Below are 22,574 nucleotides of genomic sequence, written 5' to 3' on the forward strand. Positions count from 1 at the left end.
TTGAATGAAAGCAATAATACTAGCAGGTGGTCACTCGGAACGTTTTGGTAAATCTAAAGCATTTGCTGAAATTGAAGGGCAACCGTTTTATAGAAAAATTATAAATACACTGATATCCACAAATATGTTTAATAGTGTGATTATTAGTACAAATGCACAATTAGCTTCTCAATTCAATTATGAATATGTTGTAATTGATGATAGTATTCATAAAAATAAAGGACCTTTATCAGGTATATATTCGGTCATGAAATTGTACAGTGACGAAGAATTATTTTTTGTAGTTTCTGTGGATACACCAATGATTACTAGTAAAGCCGTGAGTGGACTTTATCAATTTATGGTTTCACATTTGATTGAATCTCACTTAGATATTGTCGCTTTTAAAGAAGGGAACAAATTCATCCCATCTATTGGTTTTTATTCACCACAAACTTTTAAAGTTATTGAGAACGCACTCAATTCTACTGACTATAGTTTAAAAGGTGTATATAAGCAATTATCAACAGATTGGTTAGATGTTTCAGAAATTAACTCACCTAAGTATTGGCATAGCAACATTAATTATCAACAAGATTTGGACTCTTTAATAAAGCAAATTGAAGAATAAGGAGGACCAAAGATGGTAGAACGAATTACAGATAAACTAGGACGACCAATACGTGATTTAAGGTTATCTGTTACAGATAGATGTAATTTTAGATGTGATTATTGTATGCCTAAAGAAATTTTTGGTGACGATTTTGTTTTTTTGCCAAAGGAAGCGTTGCTTACATTCGAAGAGTTAGCTCGAGTTTCTCGTATTTACGCTGATTTAGGTGTGAAGAAAATAAGGATTACAGGTGGGGAACCATTATTACGTCGCAATCTTTACCAACTTATTAAGCAACTTAATCGGATTGAAGGTATTGAAGATATTGGCTTAACTACCAATGGCTTATTATTAAAAAAACATGGTCAAGATTTATATGATGCCGGTCTTCGACGCATTAACATCAGCTTAGATGCGATAGAAGATGAAGTATTTCAATTTATTAATAATAAAAATATAAAAGCTTCCACAATTTTAGAACAAATTGAATACGCCATTTCAATTGGTTTTCATGTCAAAGTGAATGTAGTCATTCAAAAGGGTGTTAATGATCATCAAATTATACCAATGATTAAGTATTTTAAAGGTAAAGCAATTGAAATACGGTTTATTGAATTTATGGATGTTGGGAATGATAATGATTGGGATTTAAGTAAGGTCGTTACTAAGGACGAAATGCTTGATATGATTGAACAGCATTTTGACATAGAACCATTAGAGCCTAAGTACTTTGGTGAAGTTGCTAAGTATTATTGCCATAAAGATAAAGGAGCAAAATTTGGTCTTATTACAAGCGTCTCTCAATCCTTTTGCTCAACATGTACTCGAGCAAGACTATCTTCAGATGGTAAGTTTTATGGTTGCCTATTTGCCTCAGATGAAGGTTACGACATCAAAGCACTCTTACGTTCGGGTGCAGATGATGACGAAATAAAACAACAATTAACAACATTATGGACTATCAGAGACAACCGCTATTCAGATGAACGAGCAACACAAACCTCCCATCACAATAAAATCAACATGAACTACATTGGGGGATAGGGTTTTCGTCTCAAACGTTTTCTAAAAAGAAAATCTACTAGCAATGGGAGTCAGGACTAGGAAAACCAACAGAGAGAATGTTGTCAAGAAATCAAAAAGCAATGCAAGTTGGGGTAAGACTCTATACAAAGTTTCACAGTTCTAGCGATATTTTTAATTTTTAAATGTATAAACTTAATAAAACAGTTTAAATGGATGACAAAGCTATGGCAAAATCTATTTAGATATTTTATATGCCTTTCAATATATAAATGTTTGTTTAAAATGATTAACTTCTTAACAATATTTAGACGCTATTTTAATATTTGTGATAGATTAAATGCAAACCTTGTTATATAATAATATTAAGCAATTGAATTTATTATGCAAACATAACATCTAAGAATCAACATAGGAGGCATTTTATTATGAGTAACAAAGTACAACGTTTTATCGCATCAGAAAGAGAGTTAAGCCAACTAAAGCATTGGTTAAAGACAACTTATCGTATTTCTATTGAGGAGTTTGTTATACTGTATAAAGTTTATGCAGACACTAAAATAAGTGGTAAAGAATTACGTGATACTTTACACTTTGAAATGTTATGGGATACGAGCAAAATTGATGTAATTATCCGAAAAATTTATAAAAGAGAACTGATTTCTAAATTGCGTTCTGAAACTGATGAAAGACAAGTGTTTTATTTCTTTGATGCTAAGCAAAAGAAATTATTAGATAAAATGACTAGTGAAATTGAAACAATTAGTATTGCCAACTAATTAAAGACGTCTATCCTTTAAATATTGTAGGATAGACGTCTTTTTTATTTTAATGAGCTAAATTAGAAAGTTTGATGTTTAACTTTACGACCGTGTATAAAAAGGTAAATAACTAAAGTAATGAGTCCTAGTATAGCCATTATTCCATACAGTTGACTATAGGTAATCATATGAGTGAATAGACCTAAAATTGATGGATCAAATCCAATACCTATATCTAAGCCTATAAAGTAAGTTGAAGTAGCTAAACCGTATTTGGTTGATGGAGATACTTTTATAGCGATTGCTTGCATAGAAGATGAAAGATTCCCATAACCAATACCTAATGCAATAAGTAGTATCCATCCATTGAAACTAAACATAAGTAGGGCGAAACTTATAATTAAAAATACAAACGCAGGGTACATGATAACATTTTCATTTTTGTCATCTATTAAGCGACCTGCAATTGGGCGAGTTACTAATGAAGCAATGGTATAGAATATGAAGAAATAACTTGCTGCAGTAACTAAATATCTTTCGATTGCAAAAGCTTGTAAGTAAGTTAAAATAGCTGCATAAGTTACACCGATCAACAACATGACAATAGCTACTGGAACTGCTTCTTTGGCGATAAAATGATTAAAGCTAAATCCTTTTTTAGATGTCGAATGAAGTTCGTTTTCAGTTGTTTTAAAATCAATTTTAATAAATAAGCCTAATAATCCACTTAAAACTCCTAAAATCACACAGATGATAAATAAAACATTAATTGAAAATGAAGTCATTAATAACATTCCAAAGAATAGACCAATTGCAGTACCTAAAACTAAACTTAATGAAAATAAACTGATACCTTCACTTTTTCTTGTTGGAGGTGTCACGTAGGCTGCTATCGTACCAGTTGCTGTAGTCGCAATCGCTGTAACAAGACCATTAAGTAATCGAACTATCATTAAGAACCATACTGATCCTAGGATAAAGTAGAGAAGTTGGGTAACAATTAAACAAATTAAACCGAAGATTAAAATTTTCTTAGGACCAAATTGATTGACGTATTTACCCGTAATAAAACGTCCAATTAAAGAACCAATTATGAATAATCCAACTACAAGACCGGCAAGTGAGTCTGATGTGTGAAATTCAGTTTTACTGTAACTTGCAATGACGACAATAAGTAAATACATACAAAGATAAACGAAAAAGTTAATTGCGAAGTTAAGATTAAAACTTTTGGTAAAAATAGGTTCCTTAGTATGTGTGCTTGTGTTCATTCTGATTCCTCCCTAGTTAAAGTCTCATGAATTTGAGACATAATATCTATAGTTTCTGAGAGCTGTATATCAGTTAAACCTGCTTTTTGAATAATTTCTTGATTAATGATTTCAAATAATGTTCTCCCTGAATGAGTTAAACTTAATAATTTTTCTCTTTTATCTGCACCTGGTTCGGCTATAATCCATTTATTGTCTAATAAAACTTTAATAATCTTCCGTGCTGTTGGTTTTTCAATAGAATGACGATGTGAAATCTTAACAAGTGTTGTAGGTTGAAAGTTGGCAATATCTCTTAAAATAAGCCACTGTTCTGTGTGGATATAGTGTTTGTCAAGAATTGGTTGGGTCAATTTAATATAAGGTCTATAAACACCTATAAAACTATTAAAAAAATCGTTATTTAAAATGTACAGCACCTCACTCATTTAATTAGTTAGCCTGGCTAACTTTTTGCAGACGTAAAAAATAGTTATATGACTAAATTGTGAATTTTGCAATGCTTTTTTATTCTTTTTTATATTTAAAGTAAAATCAACTACTTTTTGTTAAAATGAGCATTAACAAGATGTGAAGGGAGCAGGTAAGTTGAACTTAAAATTTAATCACATCATTCATTATGTTAATCAACTTAAATCGTTTCAATTTCCTGGAAGAGTGTTGACTATACAACCAGGAGGTAAGCACCCTAGATTAGGGACGTACAATAAATTATCATATATCAATGAAAACTATATAGAGTTATTAGATGTTGAAGATAAACTCATGAAAATTGCTAAAACTGAAGAAGAGCGTGTTTCTTTTGCAACTAAAATAGCTCAAGATAATTTCGCTCAAGGTTTCAAAACGATGTGTCTGAGGACAGATGATATTGAAAAAGTAATAAAGAAGATTAAATGATAAAGGGATTGATGTAATTGGGCCAATTAAAATGGATAGAGAGAATAAAAGAGGGGATAAATTAAGTTGGCAATTATTGTATATTGCTGATCCAGATTACATGGTTAAGCCACCATTTTTTATTCAATGGAATGACAGTGATGAGTACAGAGAGGAACAGTTTAAAAAATTTTATCAGCTTACATTTACCATTGAAACTGTAATAATTAGTAGTGAAAAACGTCGTGACACTGTAGAAAATTGGAAAAAGTGGTATGACATGAAAGAAATCAGTCAAACAGATGGTTATACAGATCTTACCCTAGCAAATGATGATACCTGTTTTAGAATAGAAGATGGGAAGGAATCAGACTATCAATCAATAATTTTAAAGGATTCACAAACGACAGCACCATATTCAGTTTATATTAGAGGTGCAAAGTATCGTTTTGAACCTAATTATTCGTAGTCATTAATATAGATATTGATAAGTACTATGAGCAATCATGATGATGTGAATGATTGCTAATCCAACTGAAATGCTACTTAAAATGGTATCGAAACGGGTAGATCTAATTAATAAAAAGATAAGTGATAGCACAAATGTTAAGGCTACAAACATTACTCTAAGACTAAAATAAGAGACAGTTAATGATTGACTTATCGTTATGATAATTGCAATCATATTTAAAATGATAAATGTAAATAAGATGACTTAAAACCTCTTTACCTTGAATTAGTTCTTATTATATCAAGACGAAGATTATATAAGAACTAAAACGAATTAAGAGTTACTTCATCGACATCAATATTGTTAAGATGTATAATTAAAATTACTGTAAAATAAAGGAGATATTATAAACCATGGAAAAGATGAACATCACTAATCAAGAACATGACGCATTTGTAAAATCTCACCCCAATGGCGATTTACTGCAACTATCAAAATGGGCAGATACTAAAAAATTGACAGGATGGTATTCAAGGAGAATTGCGGTTGGTGAAAAGGGAGAAATTAAAGGTGTAGGACAATTATTATTTAAAAAGGTACTAAAACTATCATTCACATTATGCTATGTGTCTAGAGGTTTTGTTACTGATTATAGTGATAAAGAAGCGTTAAAAACCTTAGTTGAAAGTACAATAGAAGTAGCTAAAACAGAAAAAGCATACGCTATAAAAATTGATCCGGATGTTGAGGTTGATAAAGGGGCTGAAGCATTAAAAAATCTTCGCGATTTAGGATTTAAACATAAAGGTTTCAAAGAGGGACTGTCTAAAGATTATATCCAACCAAGAATGACTATGATTACACCAATAGATAAAACTGATGATGAGTTGATTCAAAGTTTTGAGCGTCGAAATCGTTCTAAAGTAAGACTTGCTCTTAAACGTGGTACAAAGGTTGAACATGCCAATCGCGATGGCCTCACAACTTTTGCAAAGTTAATGAAAATTACTGGTGAACGTGATGGTTTCTTAACAAGAGATATCAGTTACTTCGAAAATATATATGATGCGCTTCATTCAGATGGTGATGCCGAACTTTTCTTAGTGAAATTAGAACCTAAACCTGTCTTAGATAAGGTTAACCAAGATCTTGATGACCAATTAAAAGAAAAAGAAAAATTGCAATCTAAAAAGCAAGATAAAAAGACGCTTAATAAATTAAATGACATTGAAAATAAAATCAATAAGTCGAATGAATTAAGAGATAACATGATTAAGCTTGAAAAAGAACATCCTGAAGGCATTTACTTATCGGGGGCATTACTTATGTTTGCCGGTCAGAAATCATATTATCTATATGGTGCATCATCGAATGATTATCGCGATTTCTTACCCAATCATCACATGCAGTTTGAAATGATGAGATATGCGCGAGAACATGGTGCTACAACTTATGACTTTGGTGGTACTGATAATAATCCAGATAAAGATTCAGAACACTATGGTTTATGGGCATTTAAGCGTGTTTGGGGAACATATTTAAGTGAAAAAATTGGTGAGTTTGATTATGTGCTTAACTCCCCTTTATATAAGCTGATAGAACAAGTTAAACCACGATTAACAAAGACAAAAATTAAACTATCACGTAAATTAAAAGGTAAATAATCAGCAAACTATAAATCTGAACGCTTCTGTGAATATATTGAGAACGTTCAGATTTTTTACTATATAATTAATCAGTGAAAGGGATAAAACAGAATGATAAAAAAGTTATTACAATTCTCACTAGGTAACAAATTTGCTATTTTTCTAATGGTAGTATTAGTGATTTTTGGTGGATTTTATTCTAGCGCTAAACTCAAACTTGAATTACTATCAGATGTAGAAAATCCAGTTATTTCTGTTCAAACGACTATGCCTAGCGCTACACCTCAATCCACTCAAGACGAAATAAGTAGTAAGATTGACAAACAAGTCCATTCTCTAGCTTATGTAAAAAGTGTAAAAACTGAATCTATCCAAAATGCTTCTATTGTTAATGTAGAATATAATAATGGAACAGATATGGATAAAGCAGAAGAACAACTAAAAAAAGAAATCGATAAAATTAAATTTAAAGATGGTATAGATGATCCAGAATTAACACGTAACTCAATGGATGCCTTTCCTATAGTAGCTTATTCATTTACGAGTGACCAACAAGATTTGAAAGATGTTACTAAAGATTTAAACCAACAGCTTATCCCTAGATTACAAACGATTGATGGTATGCAAAATGCTCAATTAAATGGTCAAACGAATCGTGAAGTGACACTTAAATTTAATCAAAATGCTTTAGATAACAAAGGATTAACAGCTGATGATGTAGAGAATTATATAAAAACGGCTACACGTGAAACGCCCCTTGGATTATTTCAATTTAATAAAACTGATAAATCTATCGTAGTAGATGGAGAATTTAATTCTGTAAAGGCGCTTAAAAAGCTTAAGATACCATTGTCTATTGTTGGTCAAGGTAATCAAAGTGATGATTCAGAAAGTGATGGTTTAATGCCGAGTGATAATTCGGACTCTTCTCGTCCATCCGATGCTAAATCAAAGTTATCCTCAAAAAATGGTCAAATGCCATCAGTAAGATTAAGAGATCTTGCAAAAATTACAATAGGAAATGAACGTAGCTCAATTTCCAAAACAAATGGTAAAGATGCAGTTAACTTACAGATTGTAAAATCTCAAGATGCCAATACTGTTCAAGTAACGAAAGAAGTTCAGAACAAAGTAGATGAATTCGTTAAGAATGAAAAAGGTATGAAAGCTACTAAGACGATGGATACAGCTAAACCGATTGAAGATTCTTTGTATACTATGATTGAAAAAGCAGCGCTCGGTACAATCGTAGCCATCATAATAATACTCTTATTCTTAAGAAATATTAGAACGACAGCAATTTCAGTTATATCTATTCCATTATCGATTTTAATAGCTTTAGTAGCTTTAAAGTTAAGTAACGTATCATTAAATATTCTAACGTTAGGTGCTTTAACTGTTGCAATCGGACGTGTGATTGATGATTCAATTGTTGTAGTAGAAAATATTTATAGATGCTTGTCAGATCCACATGAAGAACTTAAAGATGAAAATTTAATTATCAGTGCTACAAAAGAAGTATTTAAGCCTATTATGTCTTCGACCTTAGTGACAATTGTCGTATTTTTACCGCTCATTTTTGTCTCTGGTTCAGTGGGCGAGATGTTTAGACCTTTTGCTTTAGCCATAGCATTTAGTCTGTTAGCTTCATTGTTAGTGTCAATCACACTCGTGCCAGCTCTAGGTGCAACACTTTTCAAAAAAGGTATTAAAGCCAAACGACAAAAAGAAGGTATAGGCGTGGTAAGTGATGGATATCGTCGTATACTTCAATGGTCACTGAGACACAAATGGATTGTTATTGTTATAAGTGTTGTTGTTCTATTAGGAAGTACTGGTTTAGGTTCAGTAACATTGGGCACAAGTTATATTTCTTCAGGAGAAAATAAATTTTTAGCCTTAACTTATACACCTAAGCCTGGGGAGACTCAGAAATCTATTATCAAACATGCTGAAGAGGTACAAAAATATTTAGATAATAAAAGTAAAGTTGAAACGGTTCAATATTCTATCGGTGGTCCTACGCCACAGGATCCAACAGGTAGTACTAATAGTATGGCTATTATGGTTAAATATAAATCTGATACACCAAATTTTGATGAAGAACCGGATAAAGTTTTGAAACATATTGAAACATTTAAACAACCAGGAAATTGGAAAAATCAAGATTTAGGCATAGGCGCAGGTAATAATTCAGTTGAAGTTACAGTTAAAGGTCCATCTATGGATGCAATTAAAGGCACAGTTAAACGCATCGAAAAAGAAATGAATGGAATTGATGGCATCGCCAATGTTAAATCTGACTTATCACAAACATATGATCAATATGAAATTAAAGTAGACCAAAATAAAGCAGCTGATAATGGGATTTCAGCAGGTCAATTAGCTATGAATCTTAACGAAAACTTGCCTGAAAAAACGATTACTTCTGTGAATGAAAAAGGTAAGAAAATTGATGTGAAAGTTAAGCAAAATAAACAAATTGATTGGTCGTCTAATAAGCTTAATCGTATTGAATTAAAGAAACCAACAGGAGGTATAATTAAACTAAGTGAAATAGCATCACTTCATCAAACTTCTACACCAAGTCAATTGACACAAGAGGATGGGGATTACGCTACGACTATATCCGGAAAAGTAACTGATAAAGATGTGGGTGGAAAATCTCAACAAGTAATGTCTAAAGTGAATCAAATTGATAAGCCAAATAATATTAAAGTTAATGTTGGTGGTGCAACAGACGATATTAAAAAAGCTATTACACAACTTGCTTTAGCAATGGTGGCAGCCATTATCATTGTCTACTTAATTTTAGTAATTACTTTTAAAGGAGGTTTAGCACCATTTACAATACTATTTTCTCTACCTTTTACAATAATTGGTGTAGTGTTATCCCTAGTGATTACAGGAGAAACGATTTCAGTACCAAGTTTAATTGGAATGTTGATGTTGATAGGTATAGTAGTGACAAATACAATTGTGTTAATTGATCGTGTAATTAATAATGAACAGCAAGGTATGTCTACGAAAGCAGCATTAATTGAAGCAGGTGGTACTAGAATTAGACCGATTTTAATGACAGCTATAGCAACTATCGGTGCATTAGTACCGTTACTATTTGGACAAGACAGTTCTATACTTATTTCGAAAGGTATGGCTGCTACAGTCATTGGGGGGCTTATTTCTTCTACAATTCTTACATTGATTGTGGTACCTGTTATTTACGAAATTTTATTTACACTTAAAACCAAATTAACTCAAAAATTTAATCGCTAATAGAAAAAATCGACTTAGGCACTAACACACAAGTATAGCCTAAGTCGATTTTTAAAATTTTAATATAACACTAGCGTTAATATAACATATATAACGAACAAAATAATTGATAAAATATTCAAGATATTAACACCTTTTTTATCGTCTTTCAGTTCTTTAAAACCAGTCACTTCTACGTTACCCACTAAAAGTAATAAAACGATAAATACCCACCAATTTTCTTTAGGGAATTGTAATGTAGTAATGGCTACTACAAATAATAATAAAATGCCCATAATGATACTTAATATTCTAGTAAATATAGAATGCATTTTAAAAATACTGATATAAGAAACAATCAAGTATAGAATAGGCAACAAAATAAGATATAGTTGCATCATGTGACATCCTTTCTTTTACGAATTATATATTAGCATGATAATAATGAAATGACTAGAAAGTAGGGTCTGTCGACTCAATTAAAACATACTAATCGTTTTGTCACGTTATAATGAAAGTATTTTAATCATAATTAAAGTTATTGTTGGTTCATTTGCGCACGCACGTGAGCAATCTCATGTTCAATTGCTTCAAGTTGTCTTAGTAGTGGATCAATATCTTGATTGAGAGATTCTCGTTTGTCTAAATCATTTTGTAAACGGGTATAATCATATTTGAGTTCTGTTAGTTTTGAATTTAACTTCAAAGTTAACGCTCCTTTAATTGAAATTCATTAATAACAATATTTATCTGAAATTATATCACGAAACAAGACACTTCTAAAATTTAGCAATATTGTGTTAAAGTAATCAATTATAAAAAGACTGATGTGAAAGAAGGAATAAATGTGACTGAGCAATTTATTATGATTATATTACTCATTGAACTTGGTTATTTTCTAAAGCGCATCAATTATCTTAAAGCAACGGATAGCCAAGTTCTTTCTACTCTTGTTCTAAATGTCACATTGCCTTCTCTAGTTATTGTTAATTTAAATAATGCTGAGCTTGATATGTCTTTTTCAATCTTGCCAATTATGATGATTGCTTATGGTATTATTGCAAAAATAATAGTGATATGGTTCTTCAGGAAATATAATAATCAAATGCGTGGACCAGCAGGAATGATGACTGGTTCGATGAATATAGGATTATTTTCCTATCCTCTTGTTGATGCAATATGGCCTACTAAAGGTATGATTTATTTTGGAATGGTCGATATTGGTGGAGCAATCATAATGTTTGGAGTAACTTACTTTGTAGGAAGTTACTTTAGTGAAGGTAGTGATCAGTTTAACTTTAAATTTTTAGGTAAAAAATCGATTCAATCTGTACCTTTTCACATATATTGTTATGTTCATCCTTAATATGTCAGATATTCATATTTGGAACCCAGCAATCGACTTTTTTGGAATTTTATCAAAAGCTAATATGCCACTTTCTATGATTTTGTTAGGAGTTATGTTAAGTTTCAGTATTGATAAGGAATACTTACCTGTAACAATTAAATATTTATGTCTACACTATGGTTTAGGTATGATAGCAGGAACACTTGTCCATTTGTTCTTACCTGTATCAGAAAACGTAATTAAAACAACTTTACTAATAACTTGGTTGTTACCAATAGGGTTAGCAAATATCCCATATTCAATCCAATTTAAATATAAAATGCTTCCCTTTGTTGGAATGATGACAAATTTAACAATAGTTATAAGTATTGTCATATTGTATATCTATCAAGCTATTTTTGTTTAAAAAAGAAAACACCATGAAAAGTGAATTTGAATAAATTATATATGAAAAAAGCATGTAAGTGACTTTCATCAGCCACTCACATGCTTTCACTTATATGGGAGATTAAGGTTAACCTTTACCTCCCATAAATGCAGGATAGTTCATCATACCACCATCTACATAAAGAGTCGTACCATGAATATAACTAGCTAAATCTGAAGATAAGAATAAAGCGGCATTAGCAATAACTTGTGCATTTCCAATCTCACGTGCGGGTATCATTTTAATTGTTTCTTCACATGTTTTAAGATCAGAAAATTTTTCTTTGGTGTGTTCGGTTACAACTGCACCAGGTGAGATATTGTTAATACGAATATCATATTGTGCGTATTCCATTGACATTGTTTCCATCATTAATTTTAAACCGCCTATAATGCACATAGTTAGGACAAGGAATGGTGTCATGAACACTTGAGGTATTAATTATAATGCCTTTTTTATCTTCTTTAAGAAATTGATTAATAGCTTCTCTTGAACCTATAAACGCACCAGTTAAATTGATATCAATCACTTTTTGCCATTCGTCAAGTGTCTATGAGTCGGGATTGGGCTTTCAAAGCCAGCGTTATTAATCATTATATCAAGCGTACCAAAGTGTTTCACTGTAGTTTGTACTAAACGTTTAACATCGTTTTCTAAAAATATGTCATCTTGAACAGCTATTGATTCACTGCCAGCTTGAGCAATCGTTTTTTTATTTCTTCAATTTCATCATGGTGTCGTTCAGAACGATAGTTAATAACCACTTTGGCTTTTACTTTACCAAAATTTTCAGGAAAGGATTTACCGATACCAGAAGCAGCACCAGTAATGATAACTACTTTATTTTCTAAATCTTGAAACATTTGAACTCCCCCTAAAATATTATTGACTCTATTTTAAATTTCCTAGAAGAATAGAAGCGATAACAATCACGATAATTCCAGACCATATTCCTATCATTTGGCGACGATCTTTTTTCTCGCCTAAAATGAAAATACCACCTAAAGTAGAAAAGATAACAAGTAATTGTGATAAAGAAAAGCTTGTAGCCACGCCAACTTTAGGTTGAGAATAGAACATGAATAAGTTACCTATGTCTCAAATAACACCAGGTATAAGATTTAACGTTGTTGATTTAATGGAAGTTTTATGATTCATAGATAAGATGAATCTGCCGATAGCCATACCAATTGATTGAAAGAATAGGGCGTCTCTACCACTGACACCAAAGATATCTCCAAGTACGAGATAACCTACATATCCAACTGTAGATATTATTAAAATACCCATTGCTTTTTTAAACTCAGGATTGTCGGATGTACTTTCATTTTTTGCTTTCAGAGATGTTAAACCAATATCAACTACAAGTAGAATCATTGCGATTAACCCCATTATTACTTGAGTTAAAGTACTCCACTCACCTAAGAAAATGTTACTAAATAAAGTAGTACCTACGAGTTGCATACCTGTTGAAATAGGCATTGTTTTAGAAACACCTATTAAATTGACAGATTTTAATTGGTTACCTTGACCGAATGCCCATAAGGCACTAGAAATTAAACCAACAATGATAACAGTTAAATTGTCAAAAGCTGTATTACCTGTAACAAGTAAACAAAATCCAACTATTAATGTCCCTAAGGTTGTGCCACGAATTTGATTATAAGGTCCTCCACCTACAAAGACATTGATGATGACTACACTACCCTAAAAAAGGGCTGGTAAAAGTGCGATTAAAAAGTCTAAAACTTGCACTTATTACTCACTCTCCTAAAAATGATTAAGTGCCCATAAACACTTGGAAATCATTCTAAAGCAAATAAATATAGAAGTAAAAACAAAAACTTGAGAAAAATGATATTTTTTATAATTAATAAATATTTAGTGAGTATATTGTATTTTGCAAAGTAGTTATTAACTTTATGAATTTTGATTAAAGAACATTATTGTTTTTTATTGGACATATTTAGTAGTAGTTAGAAATCCTCATGAAGATGTCTTGATTCGTATTTATATTTCTTATATTCACTGTTGATTTGAAATCCCAATTCGTTAAAACGTTCAACACGCTTATTATTTTTACTACGAATTTTAAAATATACTTTGTGGAGAGGATAAAATTTGAAAGCAACATGTAACGCGTATTCTAATAAGTCAAAAGCAATCCCTTTTAGACGATAATTTGAGTGAGAACTAAAATACTTAATTTCTGCACTGTTACGTTTTTCATCAATAACTAAGTGTAAATAACCTTTAAGCAAACCTTCACTGACAAATAAAAATAGACGATGATGTTCGTTGAGAGAAGTTATAATATCTTGAGGTTTCATTGCATCATGTTTAAAGGTCATGTTATGCAATTTGCTAAATGCCCGATAAAAACCCTGTTGATATTCAATAATGGTTTGATTATTCAAAGATGAACCTAAGTCTTCGTGCGCCTCTAAATAATAATCTGTGAAGTTATAACTTGCATGTATAACTTTTATCAATGATTTATAATTTTGAGTTTCTTCCTCAAAGGAGAAGTTAAACACAGCGTCTTCAGGTTGATTTTTAATGAGGGTATCAAAGAGTGATTTAAATAGTTCTTGTGTTAATTCAAAATCTTCAGTTATAAATGGTCCAACAATTTTAAAACGATTGTAATCATAAGAAAACGCAAATAATAAACATTTGATTTCATTACCTGTTTGAAGCGCAACAATCCCTGGATTAATGATTGATTGTTTAAGTAGTGTATCTACATTTTCGTGATGTTGAGGAAGTTTATATAAGTAGGATGTTGAGAAGTAACTAGATGTTTCTATAAATGCTTTGACTTGTATTATATCTTTCAAATGCACAATGTTCATCAATATACCTCCGTCACTTATTGTATTAATTTAATTATATTATATTTCAAAAGAATTGAAAGTTTATCGATAACTTCACATGTTACAATGTGAATATTAATAACAATTAATGATACTTTGTTATGCAATTATAGACTAGAAAGGGAAATTTTATGAAATCTTTAATCTTAGCTGAAAAGCCTTCAGTGGCCAGAGATATCGCCAACGCTCTAAATTTAAATAACAAGAAGAATGGATATATTGAAGGTAGTCAATATATCGTAACATGGGCATTAGGTCATCTTGTTACTAATGCAACCCCTGAACAATATGATTCTTCTTATAAAGAATGGAATTTAAATGATTTGCCGATTATTTCTAAAAAGATGAAAACAGTTGTCATCGGTAAGACAAGTAAACAGTTTAAAGTTGTTAAATCATTAATATTAGATAAGAAAATAAAAAATATTATTATAGCAACTGATGCAGGTCGAGAAGGGGAATTAGTTGCACGATTAATTCTAGATAAAGTGGGCAATCAAAAACCTATTAAACGGTTATGGATTAGTTCTGTAACAAAAAAAGCAATACAAGACGGTTTCAAACATTTGAAGGATGGTCGAGCTTATAGCCATTTATATGAAGCAGCACTTGTTCGAAGTGAAGCGGATTGGATTGTAGGTATTAATGCGACGCGAGCACTTACAACCAAATATGATGCACAGTTATCGCTAGGACGTGTTCAAACTCCAACAATTCAGTTAGTACAGTCTAGACAAGAGGATATCAATCATTTTAAACCTGAAAAGTATTATATTTTATCAATTAATATAGAGGGCTATGAATTTCAATATGATACTCATCAGTGTTTAAGTAATAAACAAGAGCTGGAAACAGTAACAAATGAATTGAAAAACAAAGAGGGACGTGTTTTAGAAGTTAACTCTAAAAATAAAAAAACGTATCCTCAGCCACTTTATAATCTAACTGATTTACAACAAGATGCATATCGTCGTTTCAAAATGGGACCTAAGGAAACATTAAATATCCTACAAAATTTATACGAAAGACATAAAATTGTAACTTATCCCCGTACGGATTCTAATTACTTAACCAATGATATGGTAGAGACTATTAAAGAACGCTTGCAGGCGGTATTAGCAACAGAATTTAAATCACAAGCACAAGAATTAATGGGAACTGAATTTTCCAGTAAGATGCACATTTTCAATAACCAAAGGGTATCCGACCACCATGCGATCATACCTACAGAAGTAAGATCGACAATTGATTATTTAAGTAACAGGGAGTATAAGGTTTACATGCTTATTGTTGAAAGATTTTTAGAGGTATTAATGAAACCTTATAAATATGAGGCTATTACAGTTCATTTTAAAGTAGGACAATATCAATTTATTTTAAAAGAAAATATCCCAACACAATTAGGATTTAAAGTACTTAAACCTGATCAATTGACTAAAGAACAACGTCATCAATTTAAAGAGGGACAAACATTTAAAGTTCAAAGCTTAGAGATACATGAACATGAAACGAAACCACCAGAATATTTTAATGAAGGATCTTTATTAAAGGCTATGGAAAATCCGCAAAACTTTATTGAACTCAATGATAAAAAACATGCTCAAACACTTAAACAGACAGGCGGAATAGGAACAGTTGCGACACGTGCCGATATTATAGATAAGTTGTTTAATATGAATGCTATAGAATCTCGTGATGGTAAAATCAAAGTCACTTCAAAAGGAAAACAAATATTAGAGTTATCGCCGATTGAATTAACTTCGCCATTATTAACTGCACAATGGGAAGAAAAGTTAACTCAAATTGAGAAAGGAAAATACAATTCTCAAATATTCATGCAAGAAATGAAAGACTTTAGCTATGCAGTTGTTAATAAAATAAAGAATAGTGATCAAAAATATAAGCATGACAATTTAACCACTACGGAATGTCCTACGTGCGGTAAATTTATGATTAAAGTAAAAACAAAAAGTGGGCAAATGTTAGTTTGTCAGGACCCATCATGTAAAACTAAGAAAAATATTCAACGAAAAACAAACGCTAGATGCCCAAATTGTAAGAAAAAAATGACACTATTTGGTAAAGGTAAGGAAGCATTCTATAGATGTGTATGTGGTCATACTGAAACTCAAGCCCATATGGATAAGCGCATGAAAGACAAAACAAAAGGAAAGATTTCTCGTAGAGATATGAAAAAGTATATGAATAATAATGAGAAAGTTGATAATAATCCATTTAAAGATGCTCTAAAGAATTTGAAATTATAATTAAATATCGAACATAAAATTCACTGTTAATCAAAAAGTTCGCATTTAGTGTTGTTTTTTGGGAAATTAGGTATTAAACTATTAAAGTATTTCAAATAAAGGAGCATTTATTGTGAAAAAGTACTTCCAGTTCGATAAATATGGAACAAGTTATAAGAAAGAAGTTTTAGGCGGAATTACTACGTTTCTATCAATGGCTTATATTTTAGCTGTGAATCCACAAGTTTTAAGCTTAGCGGGTGTTAAAGGTGTTTCAAGCGATATGAAGATGGACCAAGGAGCCATATTTGTAGCAACTGCTTTAGCTGCATTCGTTGGTTCATTATTTATGGGGCTTATAGCTAAATATCCAATCGCATTAGCAACAGGTATGGGATTGAATGCATTTTTTGCGTTCACAGTTGTTTTAACTATGGGAATTCCATGGAAAGTTGGGTTAACTGGGGTATTATTCTCTGGAATATTCTTTGCAATTCTAACAGTTACAAGGTTGAGAGAAACTATTATTAATGCAATACCATATCAGATGAAGATGGCTGTTTCAGCAGGTATAGGCTTATTTATTACTTTTGTTGGTTTACAAAGTTCAGGGATTATTATTAAAAATGATTCAACATTAGTTACTTTGGGACATCTAACTCAAGCGCACGTTTTACTAGCAATATTTGGAATTATTATTACGGTCATCTTATATGCTAAAAAAGTTCCAGGATCAATTTTCATTGGTATGATTGTTACTGCTATTGTTGGTATGATTACTGGACAAATTCATCTGCCTTCAGAAATAGTAGGGAAAGTGCCAAGTATTAAACCAACTTTTGGAGCTGCTTTGGAGTCTTTTAAAGATCCAGGTCAATTATTTAATTTAAAGTTCTTAGTTGTTATTCTTACATTTTTATTTATCGATTTCTTTGATACAGCAGGAACACTTGTCGCAGTTGCCACTCAAGCTGGTTTAATGAAAGACAATAAATTACCAAGAGCTGGAAGAGCCTTGTTCTCAGATTCATTAGCTACCATTGTTGGTTCAATTTTTGGTACAACAACAACTACATCTTATATTGAGTCCACTTCAGGAGTTGCTGTAGGCGCTAGAACTGGGTTCGCAAGTATTATTACAGGAATTTGTTTCCTACTTGCTTTATTCTTTAGCCCGTTAATTGAAGTTGTGACAAGTGCAGTAACGACTCCAGCATTAGTTGTAGTTGGGGTATTAATGGCTGCGAACTTTGCTGAAATTAATTGGAAACGTTTTGAAGTTGCAGTGCCTGCGTTTATTACAATTATTATGATGCCGTTATCTTATTCTATTGCGACTGGTATTGCATGTGGCTTTATCTTTTATCCAATCACAATGTTAATTACTAAAAAGCATAAAGAAGTACATCCAATTATGTATGTTTTAATGTTTTTATTTATACTTTACTTTGTTTTTGTTCATAAGTAATACAAAAAGGTCGAAACCATAACAAGTTTCGACCTTTTTGTATAATACTATTTATTTTCATTATTGTCTCGTGTATCGTTCTTATATTGTGTATAGATAACTTTAGCATTTTTATTTGGCAAATAAGTAGGAGCAGACAATACAATAAATACAAAGAAAATCATTAGGAAAAATAAAATCCAGTGAATAATCATGCCTACTACAGGGATGACTGCTACAAAAGAGCCAATAATTCCAATGATGGGAATAATTACCATTGGCTTAATGGCATTTTGATTATCTACTAACAATATAATTGTAAGAACTAGATATAAGAAAGCATTAAATAGTAGTGGCTGCCAGCCAAAACTTAAAATAACACTTCCTCCTAGAAATGGAATACCGTAGAAAAACTCACATACAATTAAAAAGATACCGATGATTGCCAAAGTCATTTTAACTCTATTTTTCATTCTAATCACTCCCATTCTCTATCTATTATATATAAACATTTAGCACAAATATAATAATTCGTTCGAAAATAATAAAAGTTAATATAAAAAAGTAAAAAAGTTCCTTAAAAGGGTTGAACAACAATATTATTTCAAGTACAATAACCAAGTATGTGTTAGACAAAATATAGAACATTATTGAAAAACCTTGATTTATCAATGTTTTTCATGTATCATTTCTAATGTTGTACTTTAAGAAAGCGATGAAGCGAAAGGTTACTGACACACCCGGCCGCTTTGCCATGGCGTTGTGTGAGATAGTTTTCGTGGAGAAGTCTATCACTTAAATGTAGACGAATAAGGAGGGAAAATTATGGCAAAACAAAAAATCAGAATCAGATTAAAAGCTTATGATCATCGCGTGATTGATCAATCAGCAGAAAAAATTGTTGAAACTGCAAAACGTTCTGGTGCAGATGTTTCTGGACCAATTCCGTTACCAACTGAAAAATCAGTTTATACAATTATCCGTGCTGTGCATAAGTACAAAGATTCTCGTGAACAATTCGAGCAACGTACTCACAAACGTTTAATCGATATTGTTAACCCGACACCTAAAACAGTTGATGCTCTTATGGGCTTAAACTTACCATCAGGTGTAGACATCGAAATTAAATTATAATAGAAAATTTTAGGAGGTGGACTTTCTATGACCAAAGGAATCTTAGGAAGAAAAATTGGGATGACACAAGTTTTTGGTGAAAACGGTGAATTAATCCCTGTAACTGTAGTAGAATCAAGCCAAAATGTTGTATTACAAAAGAAAACTGAAGAAGTTGATGGATACAATGCAATTCAAGTAGGATTTGAAGATAAACAAGCATATAAAAAAGGTTCTAAATCTAATAAATATGCAAATAAACCAGCTGAAGGTCATGCTAAAAAAGCTGACACAGCACCTAAGCGCTTCATTCGTGAGTTCCGCAACGTAAATGTTGACGAATACGAAGTAGGTCAAGAAGTCTCAGTTGATACATTTGAAACTGGTGAGATCATTGATGTTACTGGAGTTTCTAAAGGTAAAGGTTTCCAAGGTGCTATCAAACGTCATGGACAAGCACGTGGACCAATGGCACACGGTTCTCATTTCCACAGAGCGCCAGGTTCTGTAGGGATGGCATCAGATGCTTCAAAAGTATTTAAAGGGCAAAAAATGCCAGGTCGCATGGGTGGAAACACTGTTACTGTTCAAAACTTAGAAGTCGTTCAAGTAGACACTGAAAATAGTGTGATTTTAGTTAAAGGTAACGTACCAGGACCTAAAAAAGGTTTAGTAGAAATCACAACTTCAATCAAAAAAGGTAATAAATAATTTAAAAAGCGAAAGGAGGAAATTGCATAATGGCTAATTATGATGTTTTAAAAGTAGATGGATCTAAATCCGGTTCTATTGAATTAAGTGATTCAGTATTCGCTATCGAACCTAATAATAGAGTTCTATTCGAAGCTATTAACTTACAACGTGCGTCATTACGCCATGGTACTCACGCTGTCAAAAATCGTTCAGCAGTACGTGGTGGTGGACGTAAACCATGGAGACAAAAAGGAACAGGGCGTGCACGTCAAGGTACAATCCGTGCACCACAATGGCGTGGTGGTGGTATCGTATTTGGACCAACACCAAGAAGCTATTCTTACAAAATGCCTAAGAAAATGCGTCGTTTAGCATTGCGTTCAGCATTATCTTTTAAAGTTCAAGAAAATGGATTTACAGTAGTAGATACTTTTGATTTTGATGCTCCAAAAACAAAAGAATTTAAAAATGTTTTATCAACTCTTGAACAACCAAAAAAAGTATTAGTTGTAACTGAAGACGAAGATGTAAACGTTGAATTAGCAGCTCGTAATATTCCTGGTGTGCGAGTTACAACTGCACTAGGTCTTAACGTTTTAGATATCACAAGTGCTGACAGTATTGTAATAACAGAAGCAGCTGCCAAAAAAGTTGAGGAGGTGCTCGCATAATGGAAGCAAGAGATGTTCTTAAGCGCCCCGTAATCACCGAAAAATCTTCTGAAGCAATGGCGGAAGATAAATACACTTTTGATGTAGATACCCGTGCAAATAAAACACAAGTTAAAATTGCTGTTGAAGAAATCTTCGATGTCAAAGTTGAAAATGTGAATATCATTAATTATAAACCTAAGAAAAAACGTATGGGCCGTTACCAAGGTTACACAAACAAAAGAAGAAAAGCGATTGTTAAATTAAAAGAAGGTTCAATCGACTTATTTAACTAAAAATAATTTACCAATAAGGAGGTAAGCGACAATGGCTCTTAAAAAATATAAGCCAATTACAAATGGTCGTCGTAATATGACTACTTTAGATTTCGCAGAAATCACTAAAACAACTCCTGAAAAGTCATTATTACAACCGCTACCGAAAAGAGCGGGACGTAACAACCAAGGTAAATTGACTGTTCGCCATCATGGTGGAGGACATAAACGTCAATACCGTGTTATCGATTTTAAACGAAACAAAGATGGAATCACTGCAAAAGTTGATTCAATTCAATACGATCCAAACCGTTCAGCAAATATTGCATTATTAGTTTACGCTGATGGTGAAAAACGCTATATTATTGCACCTAAAGGATTACAAGTAGGCCAAACAGTTGAAAGTGGTGCTGAAGCAGATATCAAAATTGGTAATGCTTTGCCATTACAAAACATTCCTGTAGGTACTGTAATTCATAATATCGAGTTAAAACCAGGAAAAGGTGGGCAACTTGCTCGTTCAGCTGGTGCTAGCTCACAAGTATTAGGTAAAGAAGGTAAATATGTATTAATCAGATTAAGATCTGGTGAGGTACGTATGATCTTATCTACATGCCGCGCTACAATAGGTCAAGTAGGTAACTTACAACATGAACTTGTTAATGTTGGTAAAGCAGGACGTTCTAGATGGAAAGGTGTCCGTCCTACTGTTCGTGGTTCTGTAATGAACCCTAACGACCACCCACATGGTGGTGGTGAAGGTCGTGCTCCAATCGGTAGACCATCTCCAATGTCACCATGGGGTAAACCTACTCTTGGTAAGAAAACTCGTCGTGGTAAAAAATCATCAGACAAACTTATCGTTCGTGGACGTAAGAAAAAATAATATAAAAAACTTATTTGGGTGTGCGGCTTAAAAGCTGCACGCACACAATAAGAAGGGAGGCGCCCAAATGGCTCGTAGTATAAAAAAAGGACCTTTCGTCGATGATCACTTAATGAAAAAACTAGAAGCTCAAGACGGAAGTGAAAAGAAACAAGTAATTAAGACATGGTCTCGTCGTTCTACAATTTTCCCAAATTTCATCGGTCATACTTTCGCAGTATACGATGGACGTAAACATGTACCTGTATATGTAACAGAAGATATGGTAGGTCACAAATTAGGTGAATTTGCTCCAACTCGTACATTCAAAGGACATGCTGCAGACGACAAAAAAACTAGAAGATAATTTTAATAAGTAGAGGAGGAAATCCTGATGGAAGCAAAAGCGGTTGCTAGAACAATAAGAATCGCACCTCGTAAAGTCAGACTGGTTCTTGACTTAATTAGAGGAAAAAATGCTGGAGAAGCTATTGCTATCTTAAAAGTAACAAATAAAGCTTCATCGCCAGTAATTGAAAAAGTATTAATGTCCGCCTTAGCAAATGCTGAGCACAACTATGATATGAATACAGATGAATTAGTTGTTAAAGAAGCATATGCAAATGAAGGACCAACTTTAAAACGTTTCCGCCCACGTGCACAAGGTCGTGCAAGTGCAATTAACAAACGTACAAGCCACATTACAATCGTCGTAAGTGACAGTAAAGAAGCTTAATAACTTTCTAAGGAGGGAAT

At 32.3% G+C, this 22,574-nt stretch carries 21 protein-coding genes and 4 pseudogenes; 16 read left to right on the forward strand and 9 right to left on the reverse strand.

Translation table 11 applies throughout. The features are described 5' to 3' along the window. The first annotated feature begins 4 nt into the window (after positions 1 to 4). From mobA to DYE57_RS03110, 3 genes are all read left to right on the forward strand, one after another. Positions 5 to 610: a molybdenum cofactor guanylyltransferase MobA gene (mobA, locus tag DYE57_RS03100; RefSeq protein ID WP_115312832.1), complete on the forward strand. Its 606-nt coding sequence runs from the start codon at positions 5 to 7 to the stop codon at positions 608 to 610. A 12-nt stretch (positions 611 to 622) separates the two neighbouring features. Continuing rightward, entirely contained in the window at positions 623 to 1,636 is a 1,014-nt protein-coding gene (gene moaA / locus DYE57_RS03105; RefSeq protein ID WP_115312833.1) for a GTP 3',8-cyclase MoaA, read from the forward strand. A 407-nt stretch (positions 1,637 to 2,043) separates the two neighbouring features. Beyond that, positions 2,044 to 2,394 (forward strand): SarA family transcriptional regulator, encoded by a 351-nt coding sequence (locus tag DYE57_RS03110; protein WP_115312834.1) that lies wholly within the window; start codon positions 2,044 to 2,046, stop codon positions 2,392 to 2,394. A gap of 62 nt (positions 2,395 to 2,456) precedes the next feature. Here DYE57_RS03110 and DYE57_RS03115 read toward each other — a convergent pair whose 3' ends face one another. Further along, on the reverse strand, positions 2,457 to 3,647 hold the full coding sequence (locus DYE57_RS03115) for an MFS transporter (protein WP_115312835.1): 1,191 nt from the start codon (positions 3,645 to 3,647) through the stop codon (positions 2,457 to 2,459). Next, entirely contained in the window at positions 3,644 to 4,066 is a 423-nt protein-coding gene (locus DYE57_RS03120; protein WP_185802529.1) for a MarR family winged helix-turn-helix transcriptional regulator, read from the reverse strand. Before DYE57_RS03120 ends, DYE57_RS03115 begins: the two co-directional genes overlap by 4 nt. Positions 4,067 to 4,235: 169 nt before the next feature. On the opposite strand from DYE57_RS03120, the pseudogene DYE57_RS03125 reads away from it, so the two are divergent. After that, positions 4,236 to 4,995, forward strand: a pseudogene (locus tag DYE57_RS03125) (VOC family protein). 3 nt (positions 4,996 to 4,998) lie between these two features. On the opposite strand, the gene DYE57_RS12685 reads toward DYE57_RS03125, so the two are convergent. Further along, complete coding sequence (locus DYE57_RS12685) at positions 4,999 to 5,211, reverse strand: hypothetical protein (protein ID WP_115312836.1); 213 nt, start codon at positions 5,209 to 5,211, stop codon at positions 4,999 to 5,001. 179 nt (positions 5,212 to 5,390) lie between these two features. Between DYE57_RS12685 and DYE57_RS03135 the strand changes: the two genes are divergently transcribed. Both DYE57_RS03135 and DYE57_RS03140 read left to right on the forward strand, forming a co-directional pair. Then, entirely contained in the window at positions 5,391 to 6,641 is a 1,251-nt protein-coding gene (locus tag DYE57_RS03135; RefSeq protein WP_115312837.1) for a lipid II:glycine glycyltransferase FemX, read from the forward strand. A 93-nt stretch (positions 6,642 to 6,734) separates the two neighbouring features. Continuing rightward, on the forward strand, positions 6,735 to 9,899 hold the full coding sequence (locus DYE57_RS03140) for an efflux RND transporter permease subunit (protein WP_115312838.1): 3,165 nt from the start codon (positions 6,735 to 6,737) through the stop codon (positions 9,897 to 9,899). Positions 9,900 to 9,958: 59 nt separating this feature from the next. Here the strand turns inward: DYE57_RS03140 and mspA are convergent, their stop codons facing one another. Next, positions 9,959 to 10,276 (reverse strand): membrane stabilizing protein MspA, encoded by a 318-nt coding sequence (gene mspA, locus DYE57_RS03145; protein ID WP_115312839.1) that lies wholly within the window; start codon positions 10,274 to 10,276, stop codon positions 9,959 to 9,961. Positions 10,277 to 10,416: 140 nt separating this feature from the next. Then, positions 10,417 to 10,584 (reverse strand): SE1832 family protein, encoded by a 168-nt coding sequence (locus DYE57_RS03150; protein ID WP_115312840.1) that lies wholly within the window; start codon positions 10,582 to 10,584, stop codon positions 10,417 to 10,419. 141 nt (positions 10,585 to 10,725) lie between these two features. Here DYE57_RS03150 and DYE57_RS03155 point away from each other — a divergent pair. Then, positions 10,726 to 11,632: pseudogene (locus DYE57_RS03155) on the forward strand (AEC family transporter). Between the two features lie 108 nt (positions 11,633 to 11,740). Here the strand turns inward: DYE57_RS03155 and DYE57_RS03160 are convergent. The 3 genes and pseudogenes from DYE57_RS03160 to DYE57_RS03170 all read right to left on the reverse strand — a co-directional run bounded on the left by DYE57_RS03160 (position 11,741) and on the right by DYE57_RS03170 (position 14,508). Beyond that, a pseudogene (locus tag DYE57_RS03160) lies at positions 11,741 to 12,516 on the reverse strand (SDR family oxidoreductase). Between the two features lie 28 nt (positions 12,517 to 12,544). After that, a pseudogene (locus tag DYE57_RS03165) lies at positions 12,545 to 13,348 on the reverse strand (GRP family sugar transporter). A 281-nt stretch (positions 13,349 to 13,629) separates the two neighbouring features. Continuing rightward, positions 13,630 to 14,508, reverse strand: a complete 879-nt coding sequence (locus DYE57_RS03170; protein ID WP_115312841.1) for a GNAT family N-acetyltransferase — start codon at positions 14,506 to 14,508, stop codon at positions 13,630 to 13,632. Positions 14,509 to 14,660: 152 nt separating this feature from the next. On the opposite strand from DYE57_RS03170, the gene DYE57_RS03175 reads away from it, so the two are divergent. Next, positions 14,661 to 16,796 carry a DNA topoisomerase III gene (locus tag DYE57_RS03175; RefSeq protein WP_115312842.1) on the forward strand — a complete coding sequence of 712 codons (2,136 nt, stop codon included), beginning with the start codon at positions 14,661 to 14,663 and terminating at the stop codon, positions 16,794 to 16,796. Between the two features lie 112 nt (positions 16,797 to 16,908). Then, a complete protein-coding gene (locus tag DYE57_RS03180; RefSeq protein WP_115312843.1) occupies positions 16,909 to 18,243 on the forward strand; it encodes an NCS2 family permease in 1,335 nt (444 codons plus the stop codon). A gap of 47 nt (positions 18,244 to 18,290) precedes the next feature. Here DYE57_RS03180 and DYE57_RS03185 read toward each other — a convergent pair whose 3' ends face one another. Next, complete coding sequence (locus tag DYE57_RS03185; protein ID WP_115312844.1) at positions 18,291 to 18,695, reverse strand: hypothetical protein; 405 nt, start codon at positions 18,693 to 18,695, stop codon at positions 18,291 to 18,293. A gap of 352 nt (positions 18,696 to 19,047) precedes the next feature. Between DYE57_RS03185 and rpsJ the strand changes: the two genes are divergently transcribed. The 7 genes from rpsJ (at position 19,048) to rplV (ending at position 22,554) form a co-directional block, all read left to right on the forward strand. Further along, a complete protein-coding gene (gene rpsJ / locus DYE57_RS03190; RefSeq protein ID WP_001118667.1) occupies positions 19,048 to 19,356 on the forward strand; it encodes a 30S ribosomal protein S10 in 309 nt (102 codons plus the stop codon). 27 nt (positions 19,357 to 19,383) lie between these two features. Further along, the gene (rplC, locus tag DYE57_RS03195) at positions 19,384 to 20,046 is read left to right on the forward strand and encodes a 50S ribosomal protein L3 (protein WP_115312845.1); all 663 of its coding nucleotides are present in this window, start codon (positions 19,384 to 19,386) and stop codon (positions 20,044 to 20,046) included. 29 nt (positions 20,047 to 20,075) lie between these two features. Further along, positions 20,076 to 20,699 (forward strand): 50S ribosomal protein L4, encoded by a 624-nt coding sequence (gene rplD, locus DYE57_RS03200; protein ID WP_115312846.1) that lies wholly within the window; start codon positions 20,076 to 20,078, stop codon positions 20,697 to 20,699. Continuing rightward, positions 20,699 to 20,974 (forward strand): 50S ribosomal protein L23, encoded by a 276-nt coding sequence (gene rplW / locus DYE57_RS03205; protein ID WP_103166936.1) that lies wholly within the window; start codon positions 20,699 to 20,701, stop codon positions 20,972 to 20,974. The genes rplD and rplW overlap by 1 nt, the downstream gene beginning before the upstream one ends. 31 nt (positions 20,975 to 21,005) lie before the next feature. Then, on the forward strand, positions 21,006 to 21,839 hold the full coding sequence (gene rplB / locus DYE57_RS03210; protein ID WP_064206142.1) for a 50S ribosomal protein L2: 834 nt from the start codon (positions 21,006 to 21,008) through the stop codon (positions 21,837 to 21,839). A gap of 67 nt (positions 21,840 to 21,906) precedes the next feature. Continuing rightward, positions 21,907 to 22,185 carry a 30S ribosomal protein S19 gene (rpsS, locus tag DYE57_RS03215; RefSeq protein ID WP_115312847.1) on the forward strand — a complete coding sequence of 93 codons (279 nt, stop codon included), beginning with the start codon at positions 21,907 to 21,909 and terminating at the stop codon, positions 22,183 to 22,185. 27 nt (positions 22,186 to 22,212) lie between these two features. Next, entirely contained in the window at positions 22,213 to 22,554 is a 342-nt protein-coding gene (rplV, locus tag DYE57_RS03220; protein WP_115312848.1) for a 50S ribosomal protein L22, read from the forward strand. Positions 22,555 to 22,574 lie beyond the last annotated feature (20 nt).

The organism is Staphylococcus saccharolyticus, assembly GCF_900458815.1.
GTDB lineage: Bacteria > Bacillota > Bacilli > Staphylococcales > Staphylococcaceae > Staphylococcus > Staphylococcus saccharolyticus.